This window comes from Variovorax sp. RA8 (assembly GCF_901827175.1).
Classification (GTDB): domain Bacteria; phylum Pseudomonadota; class Gammaproteobacteria; order Burkholderiales; family Burkholderiaceae_C; genus Variovorax.
In genome coordinates, this window is record NZ_LR594662.1 from 792,456 (window position 1) to 813,127 (window position 20,672).

The 20,672-nt window shown below is 69.2% G+C and carries 20 protein-coding genes; 8 read left to right on the plus strand and 12 right to left on the minus strand.

The annotated features are described in order from the left end of the window. Positions 1-2 precede the first annotated feature (2 nt). From E5P3_RS03835 to E5P3_RS03855, 5 genes are all read left to right on the plus strand, one after another. Positions 3-1,367 carry a sensor histidine kinase gene (locus tag E5P3_RS03835; protein WP_162584749.1) on the plus strand — a complete coding sequence of 455 codons (1,365 nt, stop codon included), beginning with the start codon at positions 3-5 and terminating at the stop codon, positions 1,365-1,367. Positions 1,368-1,444: 77 nt separating this feature from the next. Next, positions 1,445-1,759 carry a hypothetical protein gene (locus E5P3_RS03840; RefSeq protein WP_162584750.1) on the plus strand — a complete coding sequence of 105 codons (315 nt, stop codon included), beginning with the start codon at positions 1,445-1,447 and terminating at the stop codon, positions 1,757-1,759. Positions 1,760-1,799: 40 nt separating this feature from the next. Next, positions 1,800-2,048 (plus strand): hypothetical protein, encoded by a 249-nt coding sequence (locus E5P3_RS03845; protein WP_162584751.1) that lies wholly within the window; start codon positions 1,800-1,802, stop codon positions 2,046-2,048. A gap of 156 nt (positions 2,049-2,204) precedes the next feature. Beyond that, positions 2,205-2,579 carry a DUF4148 domain-containing protein gene (locus E5P3_RS03850; RefSeq protein WP_162584752.1) on the plus strand — a complete coding sequence of 125 codons (375 nt, stop codon included), beginning with the start codon at positions 2,205-2,207 and terminating at the stop codon, positions 2,577-2,579. Between the two features lie 417 nt (positions 2,580-2,996). After that, a complete protein-coding gene (locus tag E5P3_RS03855; protein WP_162584753.1) occupies positions 2,997-3,326 on the plus strand; it encodes a hypothetical protein in 330 nt (109 codons plus the stop codon). Between the two features lie 341 nt (positions 3,327-3,667). On the opposite strand, the gene E5P3_RS03860 is transcribed toward E5P3_RS03855, so the two are convergent. The 6 genes from E5P3_RS03860 to E5P3_RS03885 form a co-directional block, all read right to left on the minus strand. Beyond that, positions 3,668-5,752 carry a hypothetical protein gene (locus tag E5P3_RS03860; RefSeq protein ID WP_162584754.1) on the minus strand — a complete coding sequence of 695 codons (2,085 nt, stop codon included), beginning with the start codon at positions 5,750-5,752 and terminating at the stop codon, positions 3,668-3,670. A gap of 11 nt (positions 5,753-5,763) precedes the next feature. Next, the gene (locus tag E5P3_RS03865; RefSeq protein ID WP_162584755.1) at positions 5,764-6,591 is read right to left on the minus strand and encodes a hypothetical protein; all 828 of its coding nucleotides are present in this window, start codon (positions 6,589-6,591) and stop codon (positions 5,764-5,766) included. Next, complete coding sequence (locus E5P3_RS03870) at positions 6,588-7,067, minus strand: hypothetical protein (protein WP_162584756.1); 480 nt, start codon at positions 7,065-7,067, stop codon at positions 6,588-6,590. Before E5P3_RS03870 ends, E5P3_RS03865 begins: the two co-directional genes overlap by 4 nt. Beyond that, positions 7,064-7,732: a hypothetical protein gene (locus tag E5P3_RS03875; protein ID WP_162584757.1), complete on the minus strand. Its 669-nt coding sequence runs from the start codon at positions 7,730-7,732 to the stop codon at positions 7,064-7,066. Before E5P3_RS03875 ends, E5P3_RS03870 begins: the two co-directional genes overlap by 4 nt. A gap of 77 nt (positions 7,733-7,809) precedes the next feature. Next, a complete protein-coding gene (locus tag E5P3_RS03880) occupies positions 7,810-8,454 on the minus strand; it encodes a hypothetical protein (protein ID WP_162584758.1) in 645 nt (214 codons plus the stop codon). Positions 8,455-8,639: 185 nt separating this feature from the next. Then, positions 8,640-9,281, minus strand: coding sequence for a hypothetical protein (locus tag E5P3_RS03885; RefSeq protein WP_162584759.1), 642 nt, complete (start codon positions 9,279-9,281; stop codon positions 8,640-8,642). Positions 9,282-9,540: 259 nt separating this feature from the next. On the opposite strand from E5P3_RS03885, the gene htpG reads away from it, so the two are divergent. Further along, complete coding sequence (htpG, locus tag E5P3_RS03890; RefSeq protein WP_162584760.1) at positions 9,541-11,586, plus strand: molecular chaperone HtpG; 2,046 nt, start codon at positions 9,541-9,543, stop codon at positions 11,584-11,586. A 55-nt stretch (positions 11,587-11,641) separates the two neighbouring features. Continuing rightward, on the plus strand, positions 11,642-12,898 hold the full coding sequence (locus E5P3_RS03895) for a cytochrome P450 (protein ID WP_162584761.1): 1,257 nt from the start codon (positions 11,642-11,644) through the stop codon (positions 12,896-12,898). 218 nt (positions 12,899-13,116) lie between these two features. On the opposite strand, the gene E5P3_RS03900 is transcribed toward E5P3_RS03895, so the two are convergent. Genes E5P3_RS03900 through E5P3_RS03910 form a run of 3 tightly spaced genes read right to left on the minus strand, consistent with a single transcriptional unit; the run spans position 13,117 to position 16,947 of the window. Beyond that, a complete protein-coding gene (locus E5P3_RS03900; protein WP_162584762.1) occupies positions 13,117-14,241 on the minus strand; it encodes a CaiB/BaiF CoA transferase family protein in 1,125 nt (374 codons plus the stop codon). Positions 14,242-14,257: 16 nt separating this feature from the next. Beyond that, complete coding sequence (locus tag E5P3_RS03905) at positions 14,258-15,232, minus strand: Bug family tripartite tricarboxylate transporter substrate binding protein (protein WP_162584763.1); 975 nt, start codon at positions 15,230-15,232, stop codon at positions 14,258-14,260. 44 nt (positions 15,233-15,276) lie between these two features. Beyond that, positions 15,277-16,947: an acyl-CoA dehydrogenase family protein gene (locus tag E5P3_RS03910; protein ID WP_162584764.1), complete on the minus strand. Its 1,671-nt coding sequence runs from the start codon at positions 16,945-16,947 to the stop codon at positions 15,277-15,279. Between the two features lie 104 nt (positions 16,948-17,051). Between E5P3_RS03910 and E5P3_RS03915 the strand changes: the two genes are divergently transcribed. Continuing rightward, complete coding sequence (locus tag E5P3_RS03915) at positions 17,052-18,014, plus strand: LysR family transcriptional regulator (RefSeq protein ID WP_162584765.1); 963 nt, start codon at positions 17,052-17,054, stop codon at positions 18,012-18,014. On the opposite strand, the gene E5P3_RS03920 is transcribed toward E5P3_RS03915, so the two are convergent. The 3 genes from E5P3_RS03920 to E5P3_RS03930 all read right to left on the minus strand — a co-directional run bounded on the left by E5P3_RS03920 (position 17,914) and on the right by E5P3_RS03930 (position 20,650). Then, complete coding sequence (locus tag E5P3_RS03920; RefSeq protein WP_162584766.1) at positions 17,914-18,936, minus strand: serine/threonine protein kinase; 1,023 nt, start codon at positions 18,934-18,936, stop codon at positions 17,914-17,916. The two genes, E5P3_RS03915 and E5P3_RS03920, sit on opposite strands and share 101 nt — an antisense overlap. Before the next feature lie 13 nt (positions 18,937-18,949). Continuing rightward, a complete protein-coding gene (locus E5P3_RS03925; protein WP_162584767.1) occupies positions 18,950-20,059 on the minus strand; it encodes a DUF2855 family protein in 1,110 nt (369 codons plus the stop codon). A gap of 162 nt (positions 20,060-20,221) precedes the next feature. Continuing rightward, positions 20,222-20,650 carry an organic hydroperoxide resistance protein gene (locus tag E5P3_RS03930; protein WP_162584768.1) on the minus strand — a complete coding sequence of 143 codons (429 nt, stop codon included), beginning with the start codon at positions 20,648-20,650 and terminating at the stop codon, positions 20,222-20,224. Between the last annotated feature and the right edge of the window lie 22 nt (positions 20,651-20,672).

The following is a 20,672-nucleotide window of genomic DNA, read 5'->3' on the forward strand; positions in this document are numbered from 1 at the left end:
AGATGTACCCCCGCCCGTGGTACATGCCCTGCTCGCTGCGGGGCAAGCTGCTGCTGTGGCTGGTTTCCCTGCACCTGATCGCGGCCGGCGTCGCTGCCTGGGCGTCCTACATGAGCTACGGGCGCATGGTCCACACCTTCATGGACGACCAGATGCAGCTGCTGGCCAACTCCTACGCCGCAAACGACAACACGCCGGTGCTGCAGCCGCAGGCGGACCAGAGCGTCTTCAAGTGGGGTGCCTTCGTGGTCCAGATCTGGAGCCCCGACGGCCGGCTGCTCGCCAGCTCCTGGCCCAGGCTCGCCGTGCCCCTGCAGGCCGAGCCCGGGCTGCGCAACGTGCGCACCGGCGCCGACCGCGACGAGGAGTGGCGCGTCTACACCGCCGAGGCCGGCCCGCGGCCCAACCAGCCGCGCGTGCAGATCGCGCAGAGCGGCAGCTTCCTGCGTCACGAGGTGGCGCACCGCGCCCTGTTCGCCGCATTGCCGATCGCGCTGCTGCTGCCGGTCTCGCTGGCGGTGCTCTGGATGGTGGTGTGGCTCAGCTCCTACTCGCTGCACGCGGTGGCGCGCGAGGTGGCCGCGCAGGACGAGCACAGCCTCTCGCAGCTCTCGCTGGCGCGCGTGCCCGACGAGATCGCGCCGCTGGTGAGCGCCTTCAACAGCCTGCTGGCGCGCCTGCGCGATGCCTTCGCCGCCCAGCGCCGCTTCGTGCAGGACGCGGCGCACGAGCTGCGCACGCCGGTCGCGGCCATCGGCCTGCAGCTGGAAAACCTGCGCGCGCACGTGCCGCCCGGCGATGCCGCCGTGCGCTTCGCGCAGCTGGAGGCCGGCGTCACCCGTGCGCAGCACCTGATCGAGCAACTGCTGCGGCTGTCGCGACAGGAAAGCGCTGCACCGGCGTTGTCCGCCGAGCCGGTCGACGTCGCGGCGCTGCTGCGCGAGAGCGTGGGCCAGTTGATGGTGGTGGCGGATCGGCGCCGCATCGACGTCGGCTTCGACGGCACGGTCGCGCCCGTGGTCAAGGCCCCCGCGGCCGAGCTGCGCAGCGTGTTCGACAACCTGATCGACAACGCCCTGCGCCACGCACCCGAGGGCGGGGTGGTCGACGTGCGCCTGCACGAGGTGCAGGGCCGGCCGGTGGTGGACGTGGTGGACAACGGGCCGGGCATTCCGCCGGAGTTCATGGCGCGGGTGTTCGACCGCTTCTTCCGCGTGCCCGGCACCTCGGCCGGCGGCAGCGGGCTCGGCCTCGCCATCGCTCGTACCGCGGCGCTGCGGCACGGCCTGCGCATCGCGCTCAGCAACCGCAGCGAGCAGGAGGAAGGCGGTACTGGGCTGATTGCGCGGGTCTATCTGCCGGCCTGAGCCTGCTGCATTGAATGCAGGCGAAAGTAGTAAAAAATTGCTTGTTACTTTGTGTTTAACTAGGCACAATGTATTACATGCAAGTTCACACCAACACCCGCACCGAGTGGTCGTCCAACGGCCTTCTTCGCCTGTTGCGCGCCACGCTTCCGCAGTCGGGCGGACGCCGGGCGCAGGCCGCATCAGAGTTGGACTCTCCGCCCAAGCGTCTCAGCAGCGAGCAGCTGTCGGCGCTTGCGCAGAAGTGGCGCCGGCGCTCGGAGGAGGGCGACCAGGGTGCCGAGTCCGTGGCCATGGCGCTCGAGCAACTGGCGCAGCGTCGCGTCCAGGAGAAGAGCACGCGGATGCAGGCCGTCGGCCGCCGGCTGTCGCAGTTGATGCAGCTGAGCTGAGGCCATCCCCGCCCCGTGCGGAATTCGGCAAACTGAGACCATGAAGACCCAAACCGAAGCAATTTGCGAAGGCTACAACGTGGATCTGTCCGGACCCGGCCGTCCCTTGGGGGCGCGGGGCCAGTACCCGCGCTACGAGGTGATCCCGTTGCTCACCGACATGGAGGCCGAGCTCCTCAACACCCTGGGCCTGATCCGCAAGATGCTGGTCGAGGGCGCGCCCACTGCCGAGGCGCGGCAAGGCGTGGTCCATGCCATCGACGGCCTCCTTTCGGTTGCGCGCGCCTGAATCCGGGCGAGCCTCACCGAGGGGCCAAGACTCTAATGCGGGGCTAAGTTTTCCCTAACGATCGTCTCAGTGTGGCTGCCTAGAGTGCAGCCAGGTCACCCGAGACGCATGTCGCATCCGGTTCGAGACCTGCCAGTCACCCCGGAGTTGATCGCCATGCAAGCCTCCCTGAAGTTCCTCGTCGTCACCACCCTGAGCGCCCTCGCGGGCCTGGCCTCGGTGGCAGCCCAGGCCGAAACCTATGACGGCGTGCAAACGCACACCTCGGCCCTGAGCCGCGCCGAGGTGGATGCGGAAGCGGTCCGCACCGCCTCCGCGCCCAACCAGAACGTGGTGCGCGGCTCGCGCGGCGCGGAGCCCTTCGCGGCGGTCGCCGATTCCAGGGCCGTGGCACAGGAAGCCATGCGCGCGGCCGCGGCGCCGGACCAGAACGTGTCCTCCGGCTCGCGCGTGAACAGCAAGGTCATCTCGACCATGCCGCATCCGATGGACATGCGCACCTCCAACGCCAACGGCGGCAGCCGGCTCTGATGCGCGTCCGCCCCGGCGATGGCCAGATGGCGCGAGGTGCCCCGCGTCATCTGGCGCATGCCGCGCCGCTTGCCGCCGTGGCCTGGTGGGCGCAGGCCGATTGAGCTTTTGGCCAGGAGGAACATACATGTCGCAAGCGAACTGGGACCGAAGCACCACCGGCGTCGGAGCCGGCGTCAACCGCCGCCGCATGCTCGCAACCGTGGGGGCCGGGCTGGCCGCGGGTTGCGTCGGCGGCGCCGTGGTCCGGCGCGCGGAAGACTTGGGGCAGCGGCAGGACGGTGCATGTCCGAACGGGTCACGGCTGCCTCAGGCGCGCCCTGGTCAGACTGTCCTCAGGTCTGCAACCTAGATTGCATCCATGGACTTCCACCGCGTGGCATGGTGCCCCGCGGCGAGTGGGTCCAGGAGACAGCGATGCATGCATCCACCCGATTCCTCCCGATTCTTGCCCTGATGGCGTTCGTTGCCTTCGGCGCCCAGGCGCAGGAGAAGACCGACGGCTCGGACTATCACCCGCTGATGATGAATTCGCCCGACAACGCCGACGTGCAGGCCGGCGCGATCGCCGCGGCGCATCCCGCCGGCACCGAGTCCATCGGCCAGTCGACCAGCGCCCCGGCGATGGTGTCCAAGGTGTCCGACACCGAGATCTACGCAGGCGCGGTCGCCGCTTCGCATGGGAGCGGCACCGAACTGCCGGGACAGAGCACGGCGCCGATGCCGCCCGCGGGCAGCACCCACTGAGCAGCGCAGCCAGACGCGTCAGTCCACCTGGGCCCCAAAAGCCCGTGCACCACGTACAGCGCCGACGGCGCCGCGGGCACCTTCAGCGTGTTTTCGCCAACCTGGTCGAAGCGACACTCGCGGCCGTCGAGTATCACGGAGCGCTGGTTGGTCCAGGTGCGGTACTCGAAGCCGCCCGCCATGGGCGTCACCTGCAGCACCCGGAACACCGGCGGCACGATGGCCCTGAACGGCCGTCTACCTGCCCGCACTAAATCCGAGGGAGGTGTCTTGCGTAATCGGCCGAGAGCTCACATGGCCGGACAAAAAAGGATCGCGCGGCCGGCCGCGCTACCGGCCCCTCACCGCTCTTTCTGCACCGGGAAGTCGGCCGTCGCGGTGTCGCGCACGCGCACCTCGATGCGCCGCGGGGCCGCGGCGGCGCTGCTCCACGGCAGAGGCAGGTTGTCCTGGACCAGTTCGATCTCGTGCGGGCCGGCCACCACCTGGGGAAAGCTGTAGAAGCCCTGGGCGTCGGTGCGCGCCACGTACCGGCGGTCCAGCACCACGGTGATGTTGGCCACGCCGCCCTCGCTGGCTTCGCGCCGGCCGTTGTTGTCCTGGTCGAAGAACACATGGCCCTCGAGCCGGCCCGCGCCGCTGCCGGGCATGCCGCCGATCGGTGCGCTGGCCAGTCCGCTGCGGTTCTCGTAGCGCAGCGCCACCATGAAGCTGCGGCTGGAGGGCGTGGTCAGCACCGGTGCCTGTGTCGCTGCGGCGAGCGCCGAGATCACCGCCGGGTTGAGCGATTCCTGCCCGCGTGCCGCGGTGTACTGCGCGATGAAGGCCCAGCCCAGGCCCAGCGGCCAGCTCAGCCGGGCGTTGGCGCTCACGAAGCGCGCGCTGTTGTCGCCCGTGCCGTTGCTGCCGCGCACGCTCAGGTCCAGGCGCGCGCCGGCCGGCAGCGGCGTGGTGCCGAGTACGCCCCAGTGCAGCGTGCGCTTGCTGACCCCCTGCTCGCGCGAGTGCTCCAGGGCCAGCGAGGTCGAGAGCCCCTGCGTCTCGCCCACGGCCCAGGCATGGTCGACGCCGCTGCGCAGCACGCGCAGCCCGTTGCCGTGGGCGAGATCGGTGCGCCACTGCGTGTAGCCCCAGTCGGACTTGTGCTCCCAGCTCAGCTGCGCCGACTGCGCGGCGAAGCTGCCGCTGCGCGCGGCCAGGGTGGCGGAGACCGCATCGCGCGAGTCGAAACGCCAGCGGCCGAAGAGGTTGCCGAAGACCGAACTGCGCGACGGGCCGCTGACGCTGTCGCTGAACTCGATGTTGCCGCCCAGCTGCCACTGGCGCGTCGAAATGTCGCCGCGCCAGGAAGCGCCGCGCAGGTCGTTCGGCAGCGTGTCGCCGCCCCAGCGCAGCGAGGGCTCGAAATAGAACACCGAGGCCGCCTGCTGCAGGAGCTGGCTGCGCCAGGCGGCGTCGATCCAGGCGCCGGTGGCCGAGTCGCGCGGCGCCAGCGAGCCGGCCGCCGAGGGCCGGCCCTCGCTGCGCGCCAGGTTGGCCTGGATGCGCATGCCGCCGACCTTGTCGGCCAGGCCGCCGAAGCCGCTGCCCAACGTATCGGCCCACGGTGCCAGGCCCTGCCAGGCCATGGCGGTCCAAACCGAGCGCGTGTTCTGCGCGTAGCCGGGCACGCCGTTCCGGTTGACGTCGCCCGTCTCGATCATCTGCACCGCCGCGTCCATCCGGTTCGGCGCCAGCGCGCCATCGGCGCCGGCCAACTGCGTCTGCGCGCCCAGGCCGGCAGCGGTGCCGTGCCCGGTCGTGAAGCCCTGGAAGTTCAGCCCGTCGAAGTAGCCCAGCCGGCCCGCCGAGGCATTGAAGCTGGTGCGGCCCGGCTGCTCCAGCGTGGCGGCCACGCCCTCGATCGGCAGGCTCGGCAGGTAGACCCGGCCGATGCCGCGCGCCAGCGGCGTGCTCGCCATGTTGATGTTGCCCACGCTGTTGTTGCCGAACCAGCCGCCGTCGAAGGGCATGCCGCGCTGGTCGATGCGCCAGGTGCTGCCGGTGCGGTAGGTGTAGGGCACTGCCGTGGTGGGGATGCCGGTGCTGCCGAGGAGGCCGAGGCCGGCGGCCGGCGCGCTGTCCCGGTTCAGGTTGAGGTTGGCCGAGAAGCTGCCGTAGCCGGGCGTGTCGAGGTGGCCGGAGAACAGCAGCGACTGGCTGGTCTGGCGCACCACGCCGTTCTGCCGGGTCGACTGCGCCTCCACGCTCCAGCCGCGCGGCCAGCCGGTGTCGCGGGCGGCAGGCTCGTCGTCGGTCGCCGCGGCCTGAGGACTGTCGTCGAGCACGCGGTCGACGTACTCGGCGCCGGCCGGCGCGGATTGCGCCCACGCGCCCGCGCCGGCCAGGGCGGCGCCCGCCCAGCACAGTCCGAGGGCGTGACGCACGAGCCCTCGTCTCACGGCGCGAATCGCTGCTCGACGGCCATCGAGCCCTTGCGGCCCCATTCCAGCTTGCCGCTGCCGGCGAGGGGGAAGCGGATCGCGACAGCGGTCTCGGTGTCGCCGGGCTTGGTCGCCACCAGCGCGATCTCGCGCGTCTCGCCGGCCATGATGGGCGTGTTGGAGGCCTGCACCTCCAGTGCCGTGCCGTCGGCATCCTTGCCGCCGAGGAAGCCGGCCAGCCGCCCGTGCGCGTTGCCGGTGTTGCGGACCTTGAGCACAGGCGTCGGACGGCCGTTGACGGTCGTGACGGCGGTCTCGGCCAGTTCCAGGACGGGTGCCACATCCCCGATCGCGACGTACACGATGACGCCGATGCGCGCACCCAGTGCGATGGGCATGCCCAACGCGGCCGCGGGTTCCTGGCCTTCGATCATCACGGCGAAGCGGCACTCCATCGGGGGCGTGTCGGCGGGCGGTGCGATCTCGAACCTGTAGCGATAGGGGCGCCCCGGCGTGATGCTGAGCTCGCGCCGCTCGATCGCCACCCAGGGGCGGCAACTGCCGGGCAGCAGCTCGTCGCTGAAATGGACGGAGCCGTCGGGACGCAGCGTCCAGTCGGCCGTCTTGACCTTGTAGGCGCCTGAGCGTGCGTCGCTGTGCGTCAGCTCCAGGACCTCGCGCACCCGCTCGCCAGGCTTGGTGGAGAGTTCGAAGCGCGGTGGGGAGACCGCCAGCGAGAACTGGGCCTGGGCCGGCAGGACGGCCGCCGCCGATGACGCCAGGGCAAGGGCAACGCGGAAGGCGGCGCGGTGGCGGCGCAGGAACTCGGGAGGATGCGTCACGGCGTGACCTCGATCTCGAAGAAGAATTGCAGGGACTGCGTACGGTCCACGCTCCGCCCGTCGGCCGTCAGGTCGAGCACGATGCTTTCCTGCAGGAAGGGCTCGCGTACCACGCCCTCGAACACCAGGGCGCGCCCGCCGCCACGCACGGTGCCGGGCAGCAGCCGGCCCTGGGTGCGCCAGGTGGCGATCATCTGTTCGCCCTCGGTCGGCCCCAAGCCGATGTAGAGGCGTGCGGGGCGGTTCAGCCAGCGCGAGAGGTTGAGACGCAGCGCGACCGTGGCACGCCCCTCCACCGTGTTGTCGCCGGCGCGGCCGGGTGCCAGCTGGCGCCAGCGCATCGGCGTCGTGGGTTGGCTCAGGTAGGTACCGGTGTCGTCGACGCGGTAGGTGGTGGCGGCCGGTGCCGCGGCCGCCCACGCGAGCAGCGAGGCGGCCATGACGCGCAAGAGGTGGAAGAGGTGGCGCGCCTTCATGGAGCGGCCAGCGTGAAGGTTGCGCGCCCGGTGAATGTGCCGGCGGGGACGAGTTGGGTATTGAGGTAACGGAACGCCAGGCAGCTCTCGAACCATGTGTTGCGCGTGACCACGAGCAAGGTCTGGGTGCCCGCGGTAAACAAGCCGTTCGGGATCGTCGGCGTGGGGTCGCCGTTGCCGGACGAGGTCCAGGCGACGTTGTTGAAACCCAGGGTGTCGCCCTTGGCGCTGATCAGGGCGGCAGGCGTGCTGACGCTCAGCGTGGCGGCGCCGCCACTGTTGCCCGGCCTTCGATAGAAGCCGCCCACATACACCTGCCCCGTGGTGGCTGGCGAGTTGCAGAGCGCGGCGCCATTCCACGCGCTGGCTGTGACCGTGCTGTTGGTGGTCATCGCCTGCGCGGTGCCGGAGCCGATCTGCGCGCTGGGTACCGTGACCGATGTCATGTTGACGCTGCCGTTGTCGCCCGGCGTGCCGTTGTTGTTGAAGGTGCCCCCGGTCATCGTTCCGACGCCGACCTGCAGGAACAGCGCTCGCGGGCCGGGCGTGATGTCGACCGTGAAACCGTGCGCCGCTGGCAGCGCCGCCTGCCCGCCCAGCACCAGGGCGGCAAGGACCCACGGGCCTCGCTGGCCGTGGCGGAAAGAGCGGGACGGGGTGTTCAAGCGGCCTTTTCCTGATTGCCGAGGGCACAGGGTTGCCGCAGGGTGCTTCTACGTGCTGGCGGGGCCTGCACCGAAGATCAGGGCGTGGTCGCCGTGTAGGTCACGCGGCCGTTGTTGGCGGCCGTGTTGCCGTAGGTGCCTGCCGGCAGCGTCGCGGTGTTGGCGTATGCGAAGTTCCAACTGCCTTCCTGGCGCACGACGCCACCGGTGGCGGTCAAGCTGGTGGGCGTTGTCGAGTTCCCGCCGGCGGCCCCGATGTTGAATGGTGGATGGGTGATGGCGGCGTTGGTGAAGCCAGCGGTGCCCGTGGGCAGGGCGCCGGCGGTTACCTCGATATGGCTCCACGGCACGGTCGGGTCGCCGCTGACGCCGTTGCTGAGCGGGCCGGTGGTCGTGTTGTCCAGGGTGACGTTGCCGCTGTTGCCGAGCACGCGAACCGTGACGCCGCCGCCAACGGGCAGGTCACCACCCGACCCAGCCACCCGCGTGCCGCTGCCGACGCTGCCGGCCGGCACGTCGAAAGCGATTTTGTTCACCGCGCTGTTGTCCGCGTAGCTGGTGCCCGTGCCCACCTGCAGGAACAGCACCTTCGGGATGGTGACGCTGAAATCGAGGTTGGCGCTGGCCGACAGGCCGCTGTTGCCGGTGACGAATTTGGACTCGGCCTGGGCCATCAGCGGTGCGATGGTGGCCAGAGCAGCGATGACAAGAAGTTTCTTCATGTTTGTTCCGAGGAAGGTGGGTTGCGGAGGCCGCAATGTAGGTCGCTATTTCTTTGAAAAGTGAATACTTTAGTTTTCGGTAAATCGATATCGAATGCTTCCGTTAAAAAGTTGTTGCAGTACCTTGGACATAAGCCGCATGTCGTTGAAAGGGTTCGCCCGGAATGCGTCTCGCGCTCTCCGCATCAGGGCACGGTGGCGCTGTAAACCACGAGGCCGTTGTTGGCGACCGAGCCGCCGTAGGTGCCGCCCGGCAGCGTTTTCGTGTTGGCGTAGGTGTAGAGCCAGAGGCCTTCCCGGCGCACCATGCGGCCTGTCGCGGCCACAGTGGTGGGGGCGCCCGGGCCTCCACTGGCGCCGGTGTTGAAGGCGGGGTGGGCGATGGCTCCGTTGGTGAAGCGCGAGGTGGCACTCGGCAGGGCTCCCGGCGTCACGAGGATGTCGCTCCACGGCACAGTGGGGTTGCCTGCGATGCCGCTGTCCAGCGGGCCGGTGGTTGTGCTGTTGAGCGAGATGTCACCGCTGTTGCCGAGCAATCGGACGGTGACGACGCTCATGGAGAAGAGGTCGCCGCCCGTGCCCACCAATGCCGTGCCGTTGCCGACGCTGTTGGCCGGCACGGTGAAATTGATGTTGTCCACCTCCGCGTTGTCGGTGTAGCTGGTGCCCGTGCCCACTTGCAGGAACAGCACCTTCGGAATGCTGATCCCGAAGTCCAGCCTCGCGCTGGCCGTAAGGCCGCTGGCACCGGTCGCGGAATTCGATTCGGACCACGCAGCCAGCGGCGCGGTAGCGGCAAGAGCGGCTAGCAGGAGAAGTCGTTTCATCATGTTGCTCTGGGCGGAAGGAGGGCAAATGTAGGCGAGAAATTGCTCATTTTTTTAGAACTTAAGCATTCATATATTGCGGGAGGAGTGCTTTTGTTTTCGAGCTTCGCTAGGGGTTTTCTCCAGGTCGCGGCCTCCTTGCAGGTCGGGGCGAAGATCTGTCAGGTCCTGCGGACGCGTGCGTCGGCGCAGGCGCGGTCTTGTAAAGTGCTCTGTTCGCCCCGAGCTCACCCACGTTTCCATTCCGCTCCAGCCAGTCATGACGCTTTCCAAGACCAAACTTCCTTTCCAGGCCGAAGTTGCGCAGCTGCTCCACCTGGTCACGCACTCGCTCTACTCGAACAGGGAAATCTTTCTGCGCGAGCTGATCTCGAATGCATCCGATGCCTGCGACAAGCTGCGCTTCGAGGCCATCGACCAGCCGGCGCTCTACGAGGACCAGCCCACGCTGGAAGTACGCGTGTCCTTCGACAAGGACGCCAAGACCCTCACCATCGCCGATAACGGCATCGGCCTGTCGCAGCAGGAGGCCATCGACAACCTGGGCACCATCGCCAAGAGCGGCACCAAGGAGTTCATGAGCAAGCTCTCGGGCGATCAGAAAGCCGACGCGCAGCTCATCGGCCAGTTCGGCGTGGGCTTCTATTCGGGCTTCATCGTGGCCGACCGGATCACGGTGGAATCGCGCCGCGCCGGCCTGCCGGCCGAGGAGGGCGTGCGCTGGGTCAGCGCCGGTGCCGGCGACTTCGAGGTCGACACCATCACCCGCCCGCAGCGGGGCACCAGCGTCACGCTGCACCTGCGCGACGACGCAGAGGAGTACCTGAACCTCTGGAAGCTCAAGTCCATCATCTCCAAATACTCCGACCACATCTCGCTGCCCATCCTGATGGAGAAGGAGGAGTGGAAGGAGGGCGAGGACAACAAGGGCGGCCAGATGGTCAAGACCGGCGAGTGGGAGCCGGTCAACCAGGCCAACGCGCTGTGGAGCCGGCCCAAGAAGGACATCACGGACGAGCAGTACGTCGAGTTCTACAAGAACATCAGCCACGACTACGAGCCGCCGCTCGCCTGGAGCCACAACCGCGTCGAGGGCAACACCGAGTACACCCAGCTGCTCTACATCCCCTCCAAGGCGCCTATGGACCTCTGGAACCGCGAGAAGAGCGCGGGCGTCAAGCTCTACGTCAAGCGCGTCTTCATCATGGACGACGCCGAAGCCCTGCTGCCGAGCTACCTGCGCTTCGTCAAGGGCGTGATCGACTCGGCCGACCTGCCGCTCAATGTGAGCCGCGAACTGCTGCAAGAAAGCCGCGACGTGAAGGCGATCCGCGAGGGCAGCACCAAGCGCGTGCTCGGCATGCTGGAAGACCTGGCGAAGAAGCAGCGCAAGGGCGCCGGCAGCAGCGGCGATGACGGCAAGCTCGACATCGGCTCCGGCGAGTCGGTGCCCGCGCCCAACCCGGCCGACGGCGTGACCGACGTGGTCGACAAGAACGCCGACACCACCCTGGCTGCCGAAGCCGCGGCCGAGTACGGCGACGAATCGGGCAAGTACGCCAAGTTCTACGCCGAGTTCGGCGCCGTGCTGAAGGAGGGCCTGGGCGAGGACTTCGCCAACCGCGAGCGCATTGCCAAGCTGCTGCGCTTCGCCTCCAGCACCAGCGACACGGTGAGCGTGAGCTTCGCCGACTACAAGGCGCGCATGAAGGAAGGCCAGGAGGCGATCTACTACATCACGGCCGAGACCCTGGCCGCCGCCCGCAACAGCCCGCAACTCGAGATCTTCAAGAAGAAGGGCATCGAGGTGCTGCTGATGACCGACCGCGTGGACGAATGGGCGCTCAACTACCTGACCGAATTCGACGGCACGCCGCTGCAGAGCGTGGCCAAGGGCGCGGTCGACCTGGGCAAGTTGCAGGACGAGGCCGAGAAGAAGGCGGCCGAGGAAGCGGCCGAGTCCTTCAAGCCGCTGCTGGAGCGGCTCAAGGAAACGCTCAAGGACAAGGCCGAGGACGTGCGCGTCACCACCCGCCTGGTCGATTCGCCCGCCTGCCTGGTGGTGCAGGACGGCGGCATGAGCACGCAGCTCGCGCGCATGCTCAAGCAGGCCGGCCAGCCGGCGCCGGAACTCAAGCCGGTGCTGGAAGTCAATGCCGAGCACCCGCTGGTGAAGAAGCTCGAGGGCTCGCCGCATTTCGAGGACCTGGCGAACATCCTCTTCGACCAGGCACTGCTCGCCGAGGGCGGCCTGCCCGCGGACCCGGCCGCCTATGTGCGGCGAGTGAACGCACTGTTGGTCTAAGCGGGAACCCGAGGCCGCGCCGCCGGCCGGCCCGAATCCCGCACGAGGGCGATCCATGAATGCCGAGCCCCGTGTCGTCGACCTCTCGGGCTTCGACCTGCGAAGTCCCCGCACGGCCTTCTACGAGAACCCCTACCCCTGGTATGCGGCGCTGCGCGAGGCGACGCCGGTGCGCCGCATGCCCGACGGCTCGCTGCTGCTCACGCGTCATGCCGACTGCGTGGCGGTCTACAAGGACACGCACAGCTTCAGCTCCGACAAGCGCGCGGAATACGCACCCAAGTACGGCATCGGCAGCCCGCTCTACGAGCACCACACCACCAGCCTGGTGTTCAACGACCCGCCGCTGCACACGCGCGTGCGCGGGCTGATCGCCGGGGCGCTCACGGCGCGGGCCATCGAATCGATGGAGGACGGGCTCACGCACCTTGTCGCGGGCCTGCTCGACCGCATGGAGGAGCGGCAGCGCGCCGGCGGCGAGGTGGACCTGATCGAGGACTTCGCCGCGGCCATTCCGGTGGAAGTCATCGGCAACCTGCTCGGCGTGCCGCGCGAGGAGCGAGGCCCCTTGCGCCACTGGTCACTCGCCATCCTCGGCGCGCTGGAGCCGCAGCCCAGCGCGGCGCAGCTGGAAGCCGGCAACCGCGCCGTGACGGAGATGGTCGCCTACCTGCGCGGCTTGGTGCTCGAACGCCGCCGGCACCCAGGCGACCCCGCGCACGATGTGCTCACGCGCCTGATCCAGGGCGAAGCGGATGGTGGCGACCGGTTGACCGAGAACGAGCTGTACCAGAACTGCATCTTCATCCTCAACGCCGGGCACGAGACCACCACCAACCTGATCGGCAATGGCCTGGTCGCACTGCTCGAATGGCCGCAGGAGAAGCAGCGGCTGCTGGACGACCCTTCGCTCATCCGCGGCGCGATCGAAGAGTTCCTGCGCTTCGAGAGCTCCAACCAGCTGGGCAATCGCATCGCCACCGTGGCGACCCGCGTGGGCGGCGTCGAGGTGCAGCCCGGCACTCGCATCACGCTGTGCATCGGCGCGGCCAATCGCGACCCGGCGGTGTTCCCCGAGCCGGATCGGCTGGACATCACGCGGTCGCCGAATCGCCACCTGGCCTTCGGCTCCGGAACGCACCAATGCGTCGGCATGAACCTCGCGCGGCTGGAAGCGCGGATCGCCATATCCGCATTTCTCGCCCGCTTCCCGGACTACCGGCTTTGCGGGCCGGTGGTGCGCGGTGGGCGCGTGCGCTTTCGCGGCTATCTGCGCGTGCCGCTGAGCCTGGGGCTGCCGATCGAGTCCTAGGTGCACCACGCTTACCGAAAGCGTGTTTCGGCTTGCTCAGGCGAGTCGTCGTTGCCCACGCCCTCGGGCCAAAGAAGCTGGTGCTCGACCAGGGATCGCTCGAAGGCATTGCCTCGCCTCATCGAATCGATGGTCGCATCGAGATCCTCATAGGTGAACGCTGCGGGTCCATCGCTGGATCTTCGTCATCGCAGCGAGGTAGGACCACCCCGGCCGCTTCAGCCTTCGAGGAACCGCTCCCCCGGCGTCAGCGGTGCATGGCGGTAGCTGGCCGGCGTGCGGCTCAGCTTGATCGGCGAGGCGATCCCGCGGTAGCCGCCTTCGAGCTCGACCACCATCCCGCGATGCGCGGTGTGCGGATGCTGCAGCGCCGCGTCCACCGGCAGCACCGGCGCGGCGGGCACGCCGGCAGCCATCAGCGTGTCGACCAGCGCGCGGCCGTCGAAGCCCGCGAGCGCGGCTTCCAGCTGCTGCTTGAGCCCTTCGCGGTTCACCGAGCGCGAGCGGGCGTCGCGGTACAGCGGGTCTTCGGCCAGCCCGGGCAGGCCGATGCAGCCGCAGAAGCTCGCGAACTGCCGGTCGTTGCCCACCGCGACGAAGATCGGGTCGGTGCCGGTCGCCAGCGCGTCGTAGGGGTAGATGTTGGGATGCGCATTGCCCGTGCGCTTCGGCGTCGCACCGTCGAGGAACCAGTTGGCCGCGTGCGGATGCAGCAGCGACAGGCCGCTGTCGTAGAGCGCCGCCTCGACGAACTGGCCGCAGCCGCTCCTGGCGCGCTCCTGCAGCGCGAGCAGCACGCCGAGGGTGGCGTTGAGCCCGGTCACCATGTCCACCACCGGCAGGCCCACGCGCAGCGGCCCGCCCTCGGCTTCGCCGTTGATGCTCATGATCCCGGTCATGGCCTGCACCGCGGCGTCGTAGCCCGGCAGCGCGCCCAGCGGGCCATCGGCACCGAAGCCCGACACGCGGCACCACACCAGGCGCGGGAAGCGCTGCGCGAGCGTCTCGTAGCCGATGCCCCAGCGCTCCATGGTGCCGGTCTTGAAGTTCTCGATCAGCACGTCGGCCTCGGGCAGCAGCGCCATCAGCGCGGCGCGGCCGTCCTCCGTGCCCAGGTCCAGATGCTGCACCCGCTTGTTGCGGTTGAGGCCGCGGTAGTAGGAGGACACGCCATCGCGGAAGGGCGGGCCCCACGTGCGCGTGTCGTCGCCCTGCGGCGGCTCGATCTTGAGCACGTCGGCGCCGTGGTCGCCGAGCACCTGGCCGCAGTAGGGGCCGCCCAGCACGCGCGACAGGTCGAGGACGCGGATGCCGGAGAGCGCGCCGGTCGTGGTGTTGTTCATGCGAGGGCTCCGTTGCTCAATCGAGCTGTGCGCCGGACTGCCGCACCACCGCGGCCCACATCTGCAGCTGCGCCGGGATGAACTTGGCGAGCTGCTCGGGCGTGGTGGCGGGCGGCGGCTCCAGGCCCTGGGCCGCGAACTGCTGCCTGACCTTGGGCGAGGCGAGCACCTCGGCGAAGGCGCGGTTGAGCTTCTCTACCCGGTCGGCCGGCGTGCCGGCGGGTGCCACGATGCCGAAGAACACGCTGACGTCATAGCCCTTGAGGCCCTGCTCGGCGATGGTCGGCACCTCGGGCAGCGCCTGCGAGCGCGCCGCGCTGGCCATGCCGAGCGCCCGCAGCTTGCCGGCCTTGATGTAGGGCAGGGCGGTGAGCACATCGGTGAAGCTCATGCCGACCTGGCCGCCGAGCAGATCGTTGAGCGCCGGCCCCGTGCCCTTGTACGGGATGTGCTGCAGGTCGGTGCCCGCCATCGAGTTGAAGAGCACGCCCGCGAGGTGCGAGGACGCGCCGTTGCCCGACGAGGCGTAGCTCAGCTTGTCGGGGTTGGCCTTGGCATAGGCGATGAGCTCCTTCACGTCCTTGGCCGGCACCGAGGGGTGCACCACCAGGATGTTCGGCAGATGCCCCACCTGGATCACCGGCGCGAAGCTCTTGACCGGGTCGTAGCCGATCTTGCGGGAGAGGCTGACGTTGATCGCGAGCGGCCCGGAGGTGCCGAACAGCAGGGTCTGGCCGTCGGCCGGCGCGCGTGCCACGAACTCGGCGCCGATGTTGCCGCCGGCGCCGGCGCGGTTCTCCACGATCATGGGCTGGCCCAGGCGCTCCTTCATCTCGGCGGCCAGCGTGCGCGCCATCGCGTCGGTGGGGCCGCCGGGCGGGAAGGGCACGACCAGCGTGACGGGCTTGTCGGGGAAGTCGGCCGCGTGGGCTGAGGGCAGCAGCAGGAGGGCTGCCGCGCAAGCGAGGGTGAGGATGGCGAGTCGTCGCATGTTTTGTCTCCAGTTGAAATCGGATGTACGGACCCCCGGCGGCATCAAGCCGCGGAGGTCCAATCGGCCGGCACAACCTCTGCCGACAAAGGGTCGCGCGGCAGCACGCGGTGCAGCAGCACGGCCTGCGCCCAGCCGACGCGCTGCGCCGAGCCGGCGCGCGCGCCCTCCCAGGCCATGGCGATCGCGCTGCAGCAGTGGTAGAGCGCGGAGGCCGTCTGGCGGGCGAGGACGGCGCCGCCTTCCTGCGCGGCCTTGCCAGCCAGATCGGCGGCGCGTGCCAGGGCGTCGCGCAACGCGGCGGCGAATGCCGGTGCGATCGCAGTTTCGGCGAGCAGGTCCCGGAAGTGCGCCTGCAGGGCCGGCAGCGAGCCCTCGCGCTGGACCGCGCGGATCACGTCGAGCGCGACGATGTTGCTGGTGCCTTCCCAGATCGAACCCAGGTGCGCGTCGCGCACCAGCCGCGGATCGGCCCACTCCTCGATGTAGCCGCAGCCGCCGCGCACCTCCATCGCATCGCCCGTGACTTTGCGCGCATCGCGGCAGGCGCGGAACTTGATGAGCGGGGTGAGGATGCGCAGCAGCGGATAGGCGTTCGCGTCGCCGCCATCGGAGCGCGCCAGCGCCAGTGCGGTCTGGAACACCATCGTTCGCGCCTGCTCGGCCGGAAGGCGCAGCTTCTGCAACTGGCGCTGCATCAGCGGCATCTGGTCCAGGCGCTGCCCGAAGGCCTGGCGCCGGCTCGCGATGTACTCGGCCTCGGCCACTGCGCGGCGCATCAGGCCGGCGGCGCGCACGCCGTTGGACAGGCGCGAGTTGTTCACCATGTCCGCCATCTGCTGGAAGCCGCGTCCCGGCTCGCCCACCAGGTGCGCGATGGCGCCTTCGAGCCGGATCTCGCCGCTGGCCATCGAGCGCGTGCCCAGCTTGTCCTTGAGCCGGATGATGCGGTAGTGATTGAGCGTGCCATCGTCCAGCCGGCGCGGCAGCAGGAACAGCGACACGCCCTTCATGCCCGCGGGCGCGCCGTCGGGGCGCGCCAACACCATCGCGAAATCGGCGTCGGGGTTCGAGCAGAACCACTTGTCGCCGCTGAGGCGCCATTGCCCGGCCTCGTCCTGCGAAGCCGATGTGACCGTGGCCGCGATGTCCGAGCCGGCGGCCTGCTCGGTCATGAACATCGCGCCCTGGGCCAGGGTGTCGAAATCCAGCGACTGGAAGCGCGGCAGAAAGCGTTCCACCAGTTCGGGGCTGCCGAACTTGCGCAGCGTGCGCGCCAGCGAATCGGTCATCGAGACCGGGCAGCACAGCCCGAACTCGGCCTGCACGAAGAGGTAGGTCAGCACGTACTTGACCAGGGGCGGCATCTTTCCCTTCCAGCCCAGCGTCTCCTCGCGGTGCGACATCGCGGCCAGGCCGAATTCGCTGAGCGCGAGGCGCTCCATCTCGACGTAGGCCGGGTGCTTGATCACCTTCTGCTCATCCAGGCCGGTGCGGGTGCGCTGCGAGAGCGTGGGCGGGTTGATGTCGGCAACGTGCGCCAAATCGTCGAGCGGGCCGCCGGCCAGCGCGCCCAGGCGCTCGAAGTGCGGCTGCATGTGGGCGAGCAGCGCGGGCGGCAGGTACAGCGGCAGCAGCTTCAGCAGCTCGGCGTCGGTGCTGTAGAGGTTCTGCCCGTGGCGGTCGGGGACCGGGTGTTCGGCGGCGCGGGTCATGGCGGCTTGTCTCCTTTTGACCGGATTCTTGGGCGCCTGACGATTCCTGTCTAATATCGATTGGGTCTGATTCGATTCGATTCGGCTATCGTTGGAGGACGAGCATGGAACTGCGCCACCTGCGCTATTTCGTCGTGCTGGCCGAGGAGCTGCATTTCGGCCGCGCGGCCCGGAGGCTCGCCATCTCGCAGCCGCCATTGAGCGTGGCCACCCGGCAGCTGGAGGACGCGGTCGGCGCACGGCTCTTCGAGCGCAACAGCAAGGAGGTCCGGCTGACGCCGGCCGGCGAGGCCCTGCAGGCCTCCTCTCGCCGCCTGCTGCGCCAAGCCGAGGAGGCCGCGCTGGAGGCGCGCGACATCGCGCGCGGCGCGGCCGGGCGGCTGCGCATCGGCTTCGTCGGCGCCATGCTCTATCGCGGCCTGCCGCAGGCGCTGGCGAAGTTCCAGGCCAAGCACCCGGCGGTGCGCATCACGCTCGCGGAACTCAACTCGGGCGAGCAGATCGCCGAGCTGCTGCACGACCGCATGGACCTGGGTTTCGTCCATACCAGCCGCATGCCGGCGGAGCTGAGCCATGCGCTGCTGCTGTCGGAACCCTTCGTCGCCTGCGTGCCCACGGCGCATCGCCTGGCGCGGCGCCGCTCGATCGCCTTGTCGAGCCTGCGCGAGGAGCCCTTCGTGCTGTTCTCGCGCAGCGCCTCGCCCGACTACCACGAGCGCATCCTCGCCATCTGCGCCGACGCCGGTTTCCGGCCCGAGGTGCGGCATGAGGTGCGCCACTGGCTGTCGGTGGTCTCGCTGGTGTCGCAGGGCCTGGGCGTGGCGCTGGTGCCCAGCGCGCTGCGGCATGCGATGCTGCGCGGCGCGGTGTTCCGGCCGCTGGAAGACGATGTGGCGCGCTCGGACGCCTACTGCGTATGGCGCAATGGCCCGGAGAACATCGTGGTGCAGAGCTTCGTCGGAACGCTCACGCGTACAGCGGCTCCTCCGCCATCGCCTCGCACTGGTCCTGCAGCATCTGGATCTGCTCCTTCCAGTAATCGCTCGAGCCGAACCAGGGAAAGTTGATCGGAAAGATCGGGTCGCGCCAGCGCCGCGCGAGCCAGGCGCTGTAGTGGATCTGGCGCAGGGTGCGCAACGGCTCGATCAGCGCCAGCTCGGTGCGGTCGAAGGGGCGGAACTGTTCGTAGCCCTCGAGCAGGCCGCTGAGCTGCGCCGTGCGCTGGGCGCGGTCGCCGGACAGGAGCATCCAGAGGTCCTGCACCGCGAAGCCGGTGCGGGCGTCGTCGAGATCGACGAAGTGCGGCCCGCCGTCGGGGCGGTCCGTCGGGGTCCACAGGATGTTGCCGGGGTGCACGTCGCCGTGCAGCCGCAGCTTCTGCATCTCGGTGTAGGTGTCGGCGCCCAGCGCGGTGAGGGCGATCATCTCGAAGGCCTCGGTGCACGCCTTCTCCCAGTCGCGCTGCACGTCCAGCGGGATCATCTGGTGCTCGAGCAACCAGTCGCGCGAGGCCAGGCCGAAGGTCTGCAGGTCGAGCGCCGGCCGTTCGACGAAGGGCCGCGCCGCGCCCACCGTGTGGATTCGCGCCAGGAAGCGGCCCACCCATTCGAGCACCTCGAAGTCGTCCAGCTCCGGCCGGCGCCCGCCCCGGTAAGGGCTCACGCTGAAGGCGAAGCCGTCGTGGTGGTGCAGCGTGCGGCCCTCCAGCGCGAGCGGCGCGATCGCCGGGATCTCGGCCGCGGCCAGTTCGGCGGAAAAGCGGTGTTCCTCGGCGATCTGGATATCGCTCCAGCGGCCCGGCCGGTAGAACTTGAGCACCACCGCGCGGCCGTCCTCCAGGTGCGCCTGGTAGACGCGGTTCTCGTAGGAGTTCAGCGCCATCAGGCGGCCGTCGCCGTAGAGGCCCAGCCCGGCGAGCGCGTCCAGCACCACATCGGGCGTGAGCGATTCGTAGGGATGGGTGCTGGCCGATTTCTCTGCGGAGGTCATCCGCCCATTGTCGCTACCTGGAGAGCGACAGGATATGCCCGATGCGCGGATCGCCCCGCCCCGACAGCACCTGCGCATAAGCGGCCTGCACCGCCGCGGCGCCATCGTGGTGCTCGGCCACCAGCCAGGGCGCCGTGGGCTGCGCCACCGTCGCGAGGAAGTCTTGCCAGGCCTGCACCATGCGCTGGCCGAAGGCCTGCTCGCCCCATTCCGTGGTGCGCTTCTTGATCTGGGCCGGCGCGAAGAAGAAGGTGGCGCGCGGGCCGGGCAGTTCCTTGGCACTGCCGGCCGGTGCGAGCTGTTCGACGTGCGTGCCGCCGATCACGCAGTCGTGGCGCAGCTGCGGGAAGCGCGTGTGGATCGCCCGCCGCAGCTCGCCATTGCCTGCGAAATCCACGTACACGCAGGCGGCGTCGGCCGCAACCTGGTCGAGCTCCTCGTAGGCCAGCACCCGGTGGTAGCAGCCCAGGCTCTCGCAGAAGGCCTTGTTGGTCGCCGAGGTGAGGCCGACCACCTCGATGCCATCGCGCCGGTGCATCTGGAAGGCGGTGCCGTAGGCCGTCTTGCTCGAGGCGCTGGAGAGCAGGACCACGCCCGGCCGCGCGCCGAAGAAATCGTTGTCGTCGAAGAAGTCGTCGATCAGCCAGGAGGTGATGAAGAGCGGGCGCAGCAGGGCCTGCAAGTCCTCGGTGCCGGAGGTGTAGAGCGGGTCGCTGGCGCACCGGAAATACTGGTTGTAGACCGCCGGAAGCGCGGCCCGGTGCGGCGCGCCGTCGGCGAAGCGCGCGGGCGAGAGCCGCTCGGGCGCCAACACGATACTGGAGGCCATCGGCACATAGCCGTAGAGCCGCTCGCCCACCGCCACGCCGGGGTGCAGCGACTGCACGACCGAGCCGAAGCCCCAGACCGGGATGCAGCCCCAGCCTTCCTCCCCGGTCGGGAAGAACTGCCAGTAGTTCATCGACTCGCCGAAGGCGGCGTAGGTGATGTTGTTGGCCGTGAGCGCGAAGCGGTCGATGCGCAGCCGGACCTGGCCCTTGGCCAGCGCTGCGTCTTCGGTCGTGCGAATGCGGGTGGAAGAAAGATCGTCCTTGCGGATCAGCAGCTGGGTGGTGGTGGTCATTGGAGTGCCTTCGCTTGGGCTGCGGTATTCGCCTTGGGAGCGGCCCGGCAGCTCATGAAAGGCACCTTAGCGCGAAGCCGCGTCCGCCGCATGAAAAAAGACCCGGCGCCCGTCACCCAGGTGACGCGCTGCCGGGCCTGGCGGGCGGGCGCCCGTCGCGCATCAGGCGATCGCGAGTTCGACCTCGATGTTGCCGCGGGTGGCGTTCGAGTACGGGCAGACCTGGTGGGCAGTTTCGACCAGCAGCTTCTTCTGCGCGTCGTCCAGGCCCGGCAGCGTGATCGCCAGCTTGACCGCGATGCCGTAGGCCTTGCCGCCGTCCGTCGGGCCCAGCGAGACGCTGGCGTCGACCGCGACGTCCTCCGGCACCTTGACGTTGATCTTGGGCGCCACCGCCTTCATCGCGCCGATGAAGCAGGCCGAGTAGCCGACCGCGAACAGTTGCTCCGGGTTCGTGCCGGGCTTGCCGGAGCCGGGCGGGTTGAGCTTGACCTCGAGCGCGCCGTCGCTGGACTGCCCGGCGCCGCCGTCGCGGCCTCCGGTGGTGTGGGATTGGGCGGTGTACAGGACCTTGTCGAGCTGCTTGACCATGATGATTCCTTCTAGGTTGGTG

What these genes read in the sequence shown, in the direction of transcription:
- E5P3_RS03870 (WP_162584756.1), bottom strand. Translation starts at nt 7,067, where the DNA reads ATGAAGGCGCGCCACCTCTTCCACCTCTTGCGCGTCATGGCCGCCTCG.
- E5P3_RS03840 (WP_162584750.1), top strand. Translation starts at nt 1,445, where the DNA reads ATGCAAGTTCACACCAACACCCGCACCGAGTGGTCGTCCAACGGCCTT.
- E5P3_RS03885 (WP_162584759.1), bottom strand. Translation starts at nt 9,281, where the DNA reads ATGAAACGACTTCTCCTGCTAGCCGCTCTTGCCGCTACCGCGCCGCTG.
- htpG (WP_162584760.1), top strand. Translation starts at nt 9,541, where the DNA reads ATGACGCTTTCCAAGACCAAACTTCCTTTCCAGGCCGAAGTTGCGCAG.
- E5P3_RS03850 (WP_162584752.1), top strand. Translation starts at nt 2,205, where the DNA reads ATGCAAGCCTCCCTGAAGTTCCTCGTCGTCACCACCCTGAGCGCCCTC.
- E5P3_RS03895 (WP_162584761.1), top strand. Translation starts at nt 11,642, where the DNA reads ATGAATGCCGAGCCCCGTGTCGTCGACCTCTCGGGCTTCGACCTGCGA.
- E5P3_RS03930 (WP_162584768.1), bottom strand. Translation starts at nt 20,650, where the DNA reads ATGGTCAAGCAGCTCGACAAGGTCCTGTACACCGCCCAATCCCACACC.
- E5P3_RS03835 (WP_162584749.1), top strand. Translation starts at nt 3, where the DNA reads ATGTACCCCCGCCCGTGGTACATGCCCTGCTCGCTGCGGGGCAAGCTG.
- E5P3_RS03900 (WP_162584762.1), bottom strand. Translation starts at nt 14,241, where the DNA reads ATGAACAACACCACGACCGGCGCGCTCTCCGGCATCCGCGTCCTCGAC.
- E5P3_RS03880 (WP_162584758.1), bottom strand. Translation starts at nt 8,454, where the DNA reads ATGAAGAAACTTCTTGTCATCGCTGCTCTGGCCACCATCGCACCGCTG.
- E5P3_RS03845 (WP_162584751.1), top strand. Translation starts at nt 1,800, where the DNA reads ATGAAGACCCAAACCGAAGCAATTTGCGAAGGCTACAACGTGGATCTG.
- E5P3_RS03920 (WP_162584766.1), bottom strand. Translation starts at nt 18,936, where the DNA reads ATGACCTCCGCAGAGAAATCGGCCAGCACCCATCCCTACGAATCGCTC.
- E5P3_RS03855 (WP_162584753.1), top strand. Translation starts at nt 2,997, where the DNA reads ATGCATGCATCCACCCGATTCCTCCCGATTCTTGCCCTGATGGCGTTC.
- E5P3_RS03910 (WP_162584764.1), bottom strand. Translation starts at nt 16,947, where the DNA reads ATGACCCGCGCCGCCGAACACCCGGTCCCCGACCGCCACGGGCAGAAC.
- E5P3_RS03915 (WP_162584765.1), top strand. Translation starts at nt 17,052, where the DNA reads ATGGAACTGCGCCACCTGCGCTATTTCGTCGTGCTGGCCGAGGAGCTG.
- E5P3_RS03905 (WP_162584763.1), bottom strand. Translation starts at nt 15,232, where the DNA reads ATGCGACGACTCGCCATCCTCACCCTCGCTTGCGCGGCAGCCCTCCTG.
- E5P3_RS03925 (WP_162584767.1), bottom strand. Translation starts at nt 20,059, where the DNA reads ATGACCACCACCACCCAGCTGCTGATCCGCAAGGACGATCTTTCTTCC.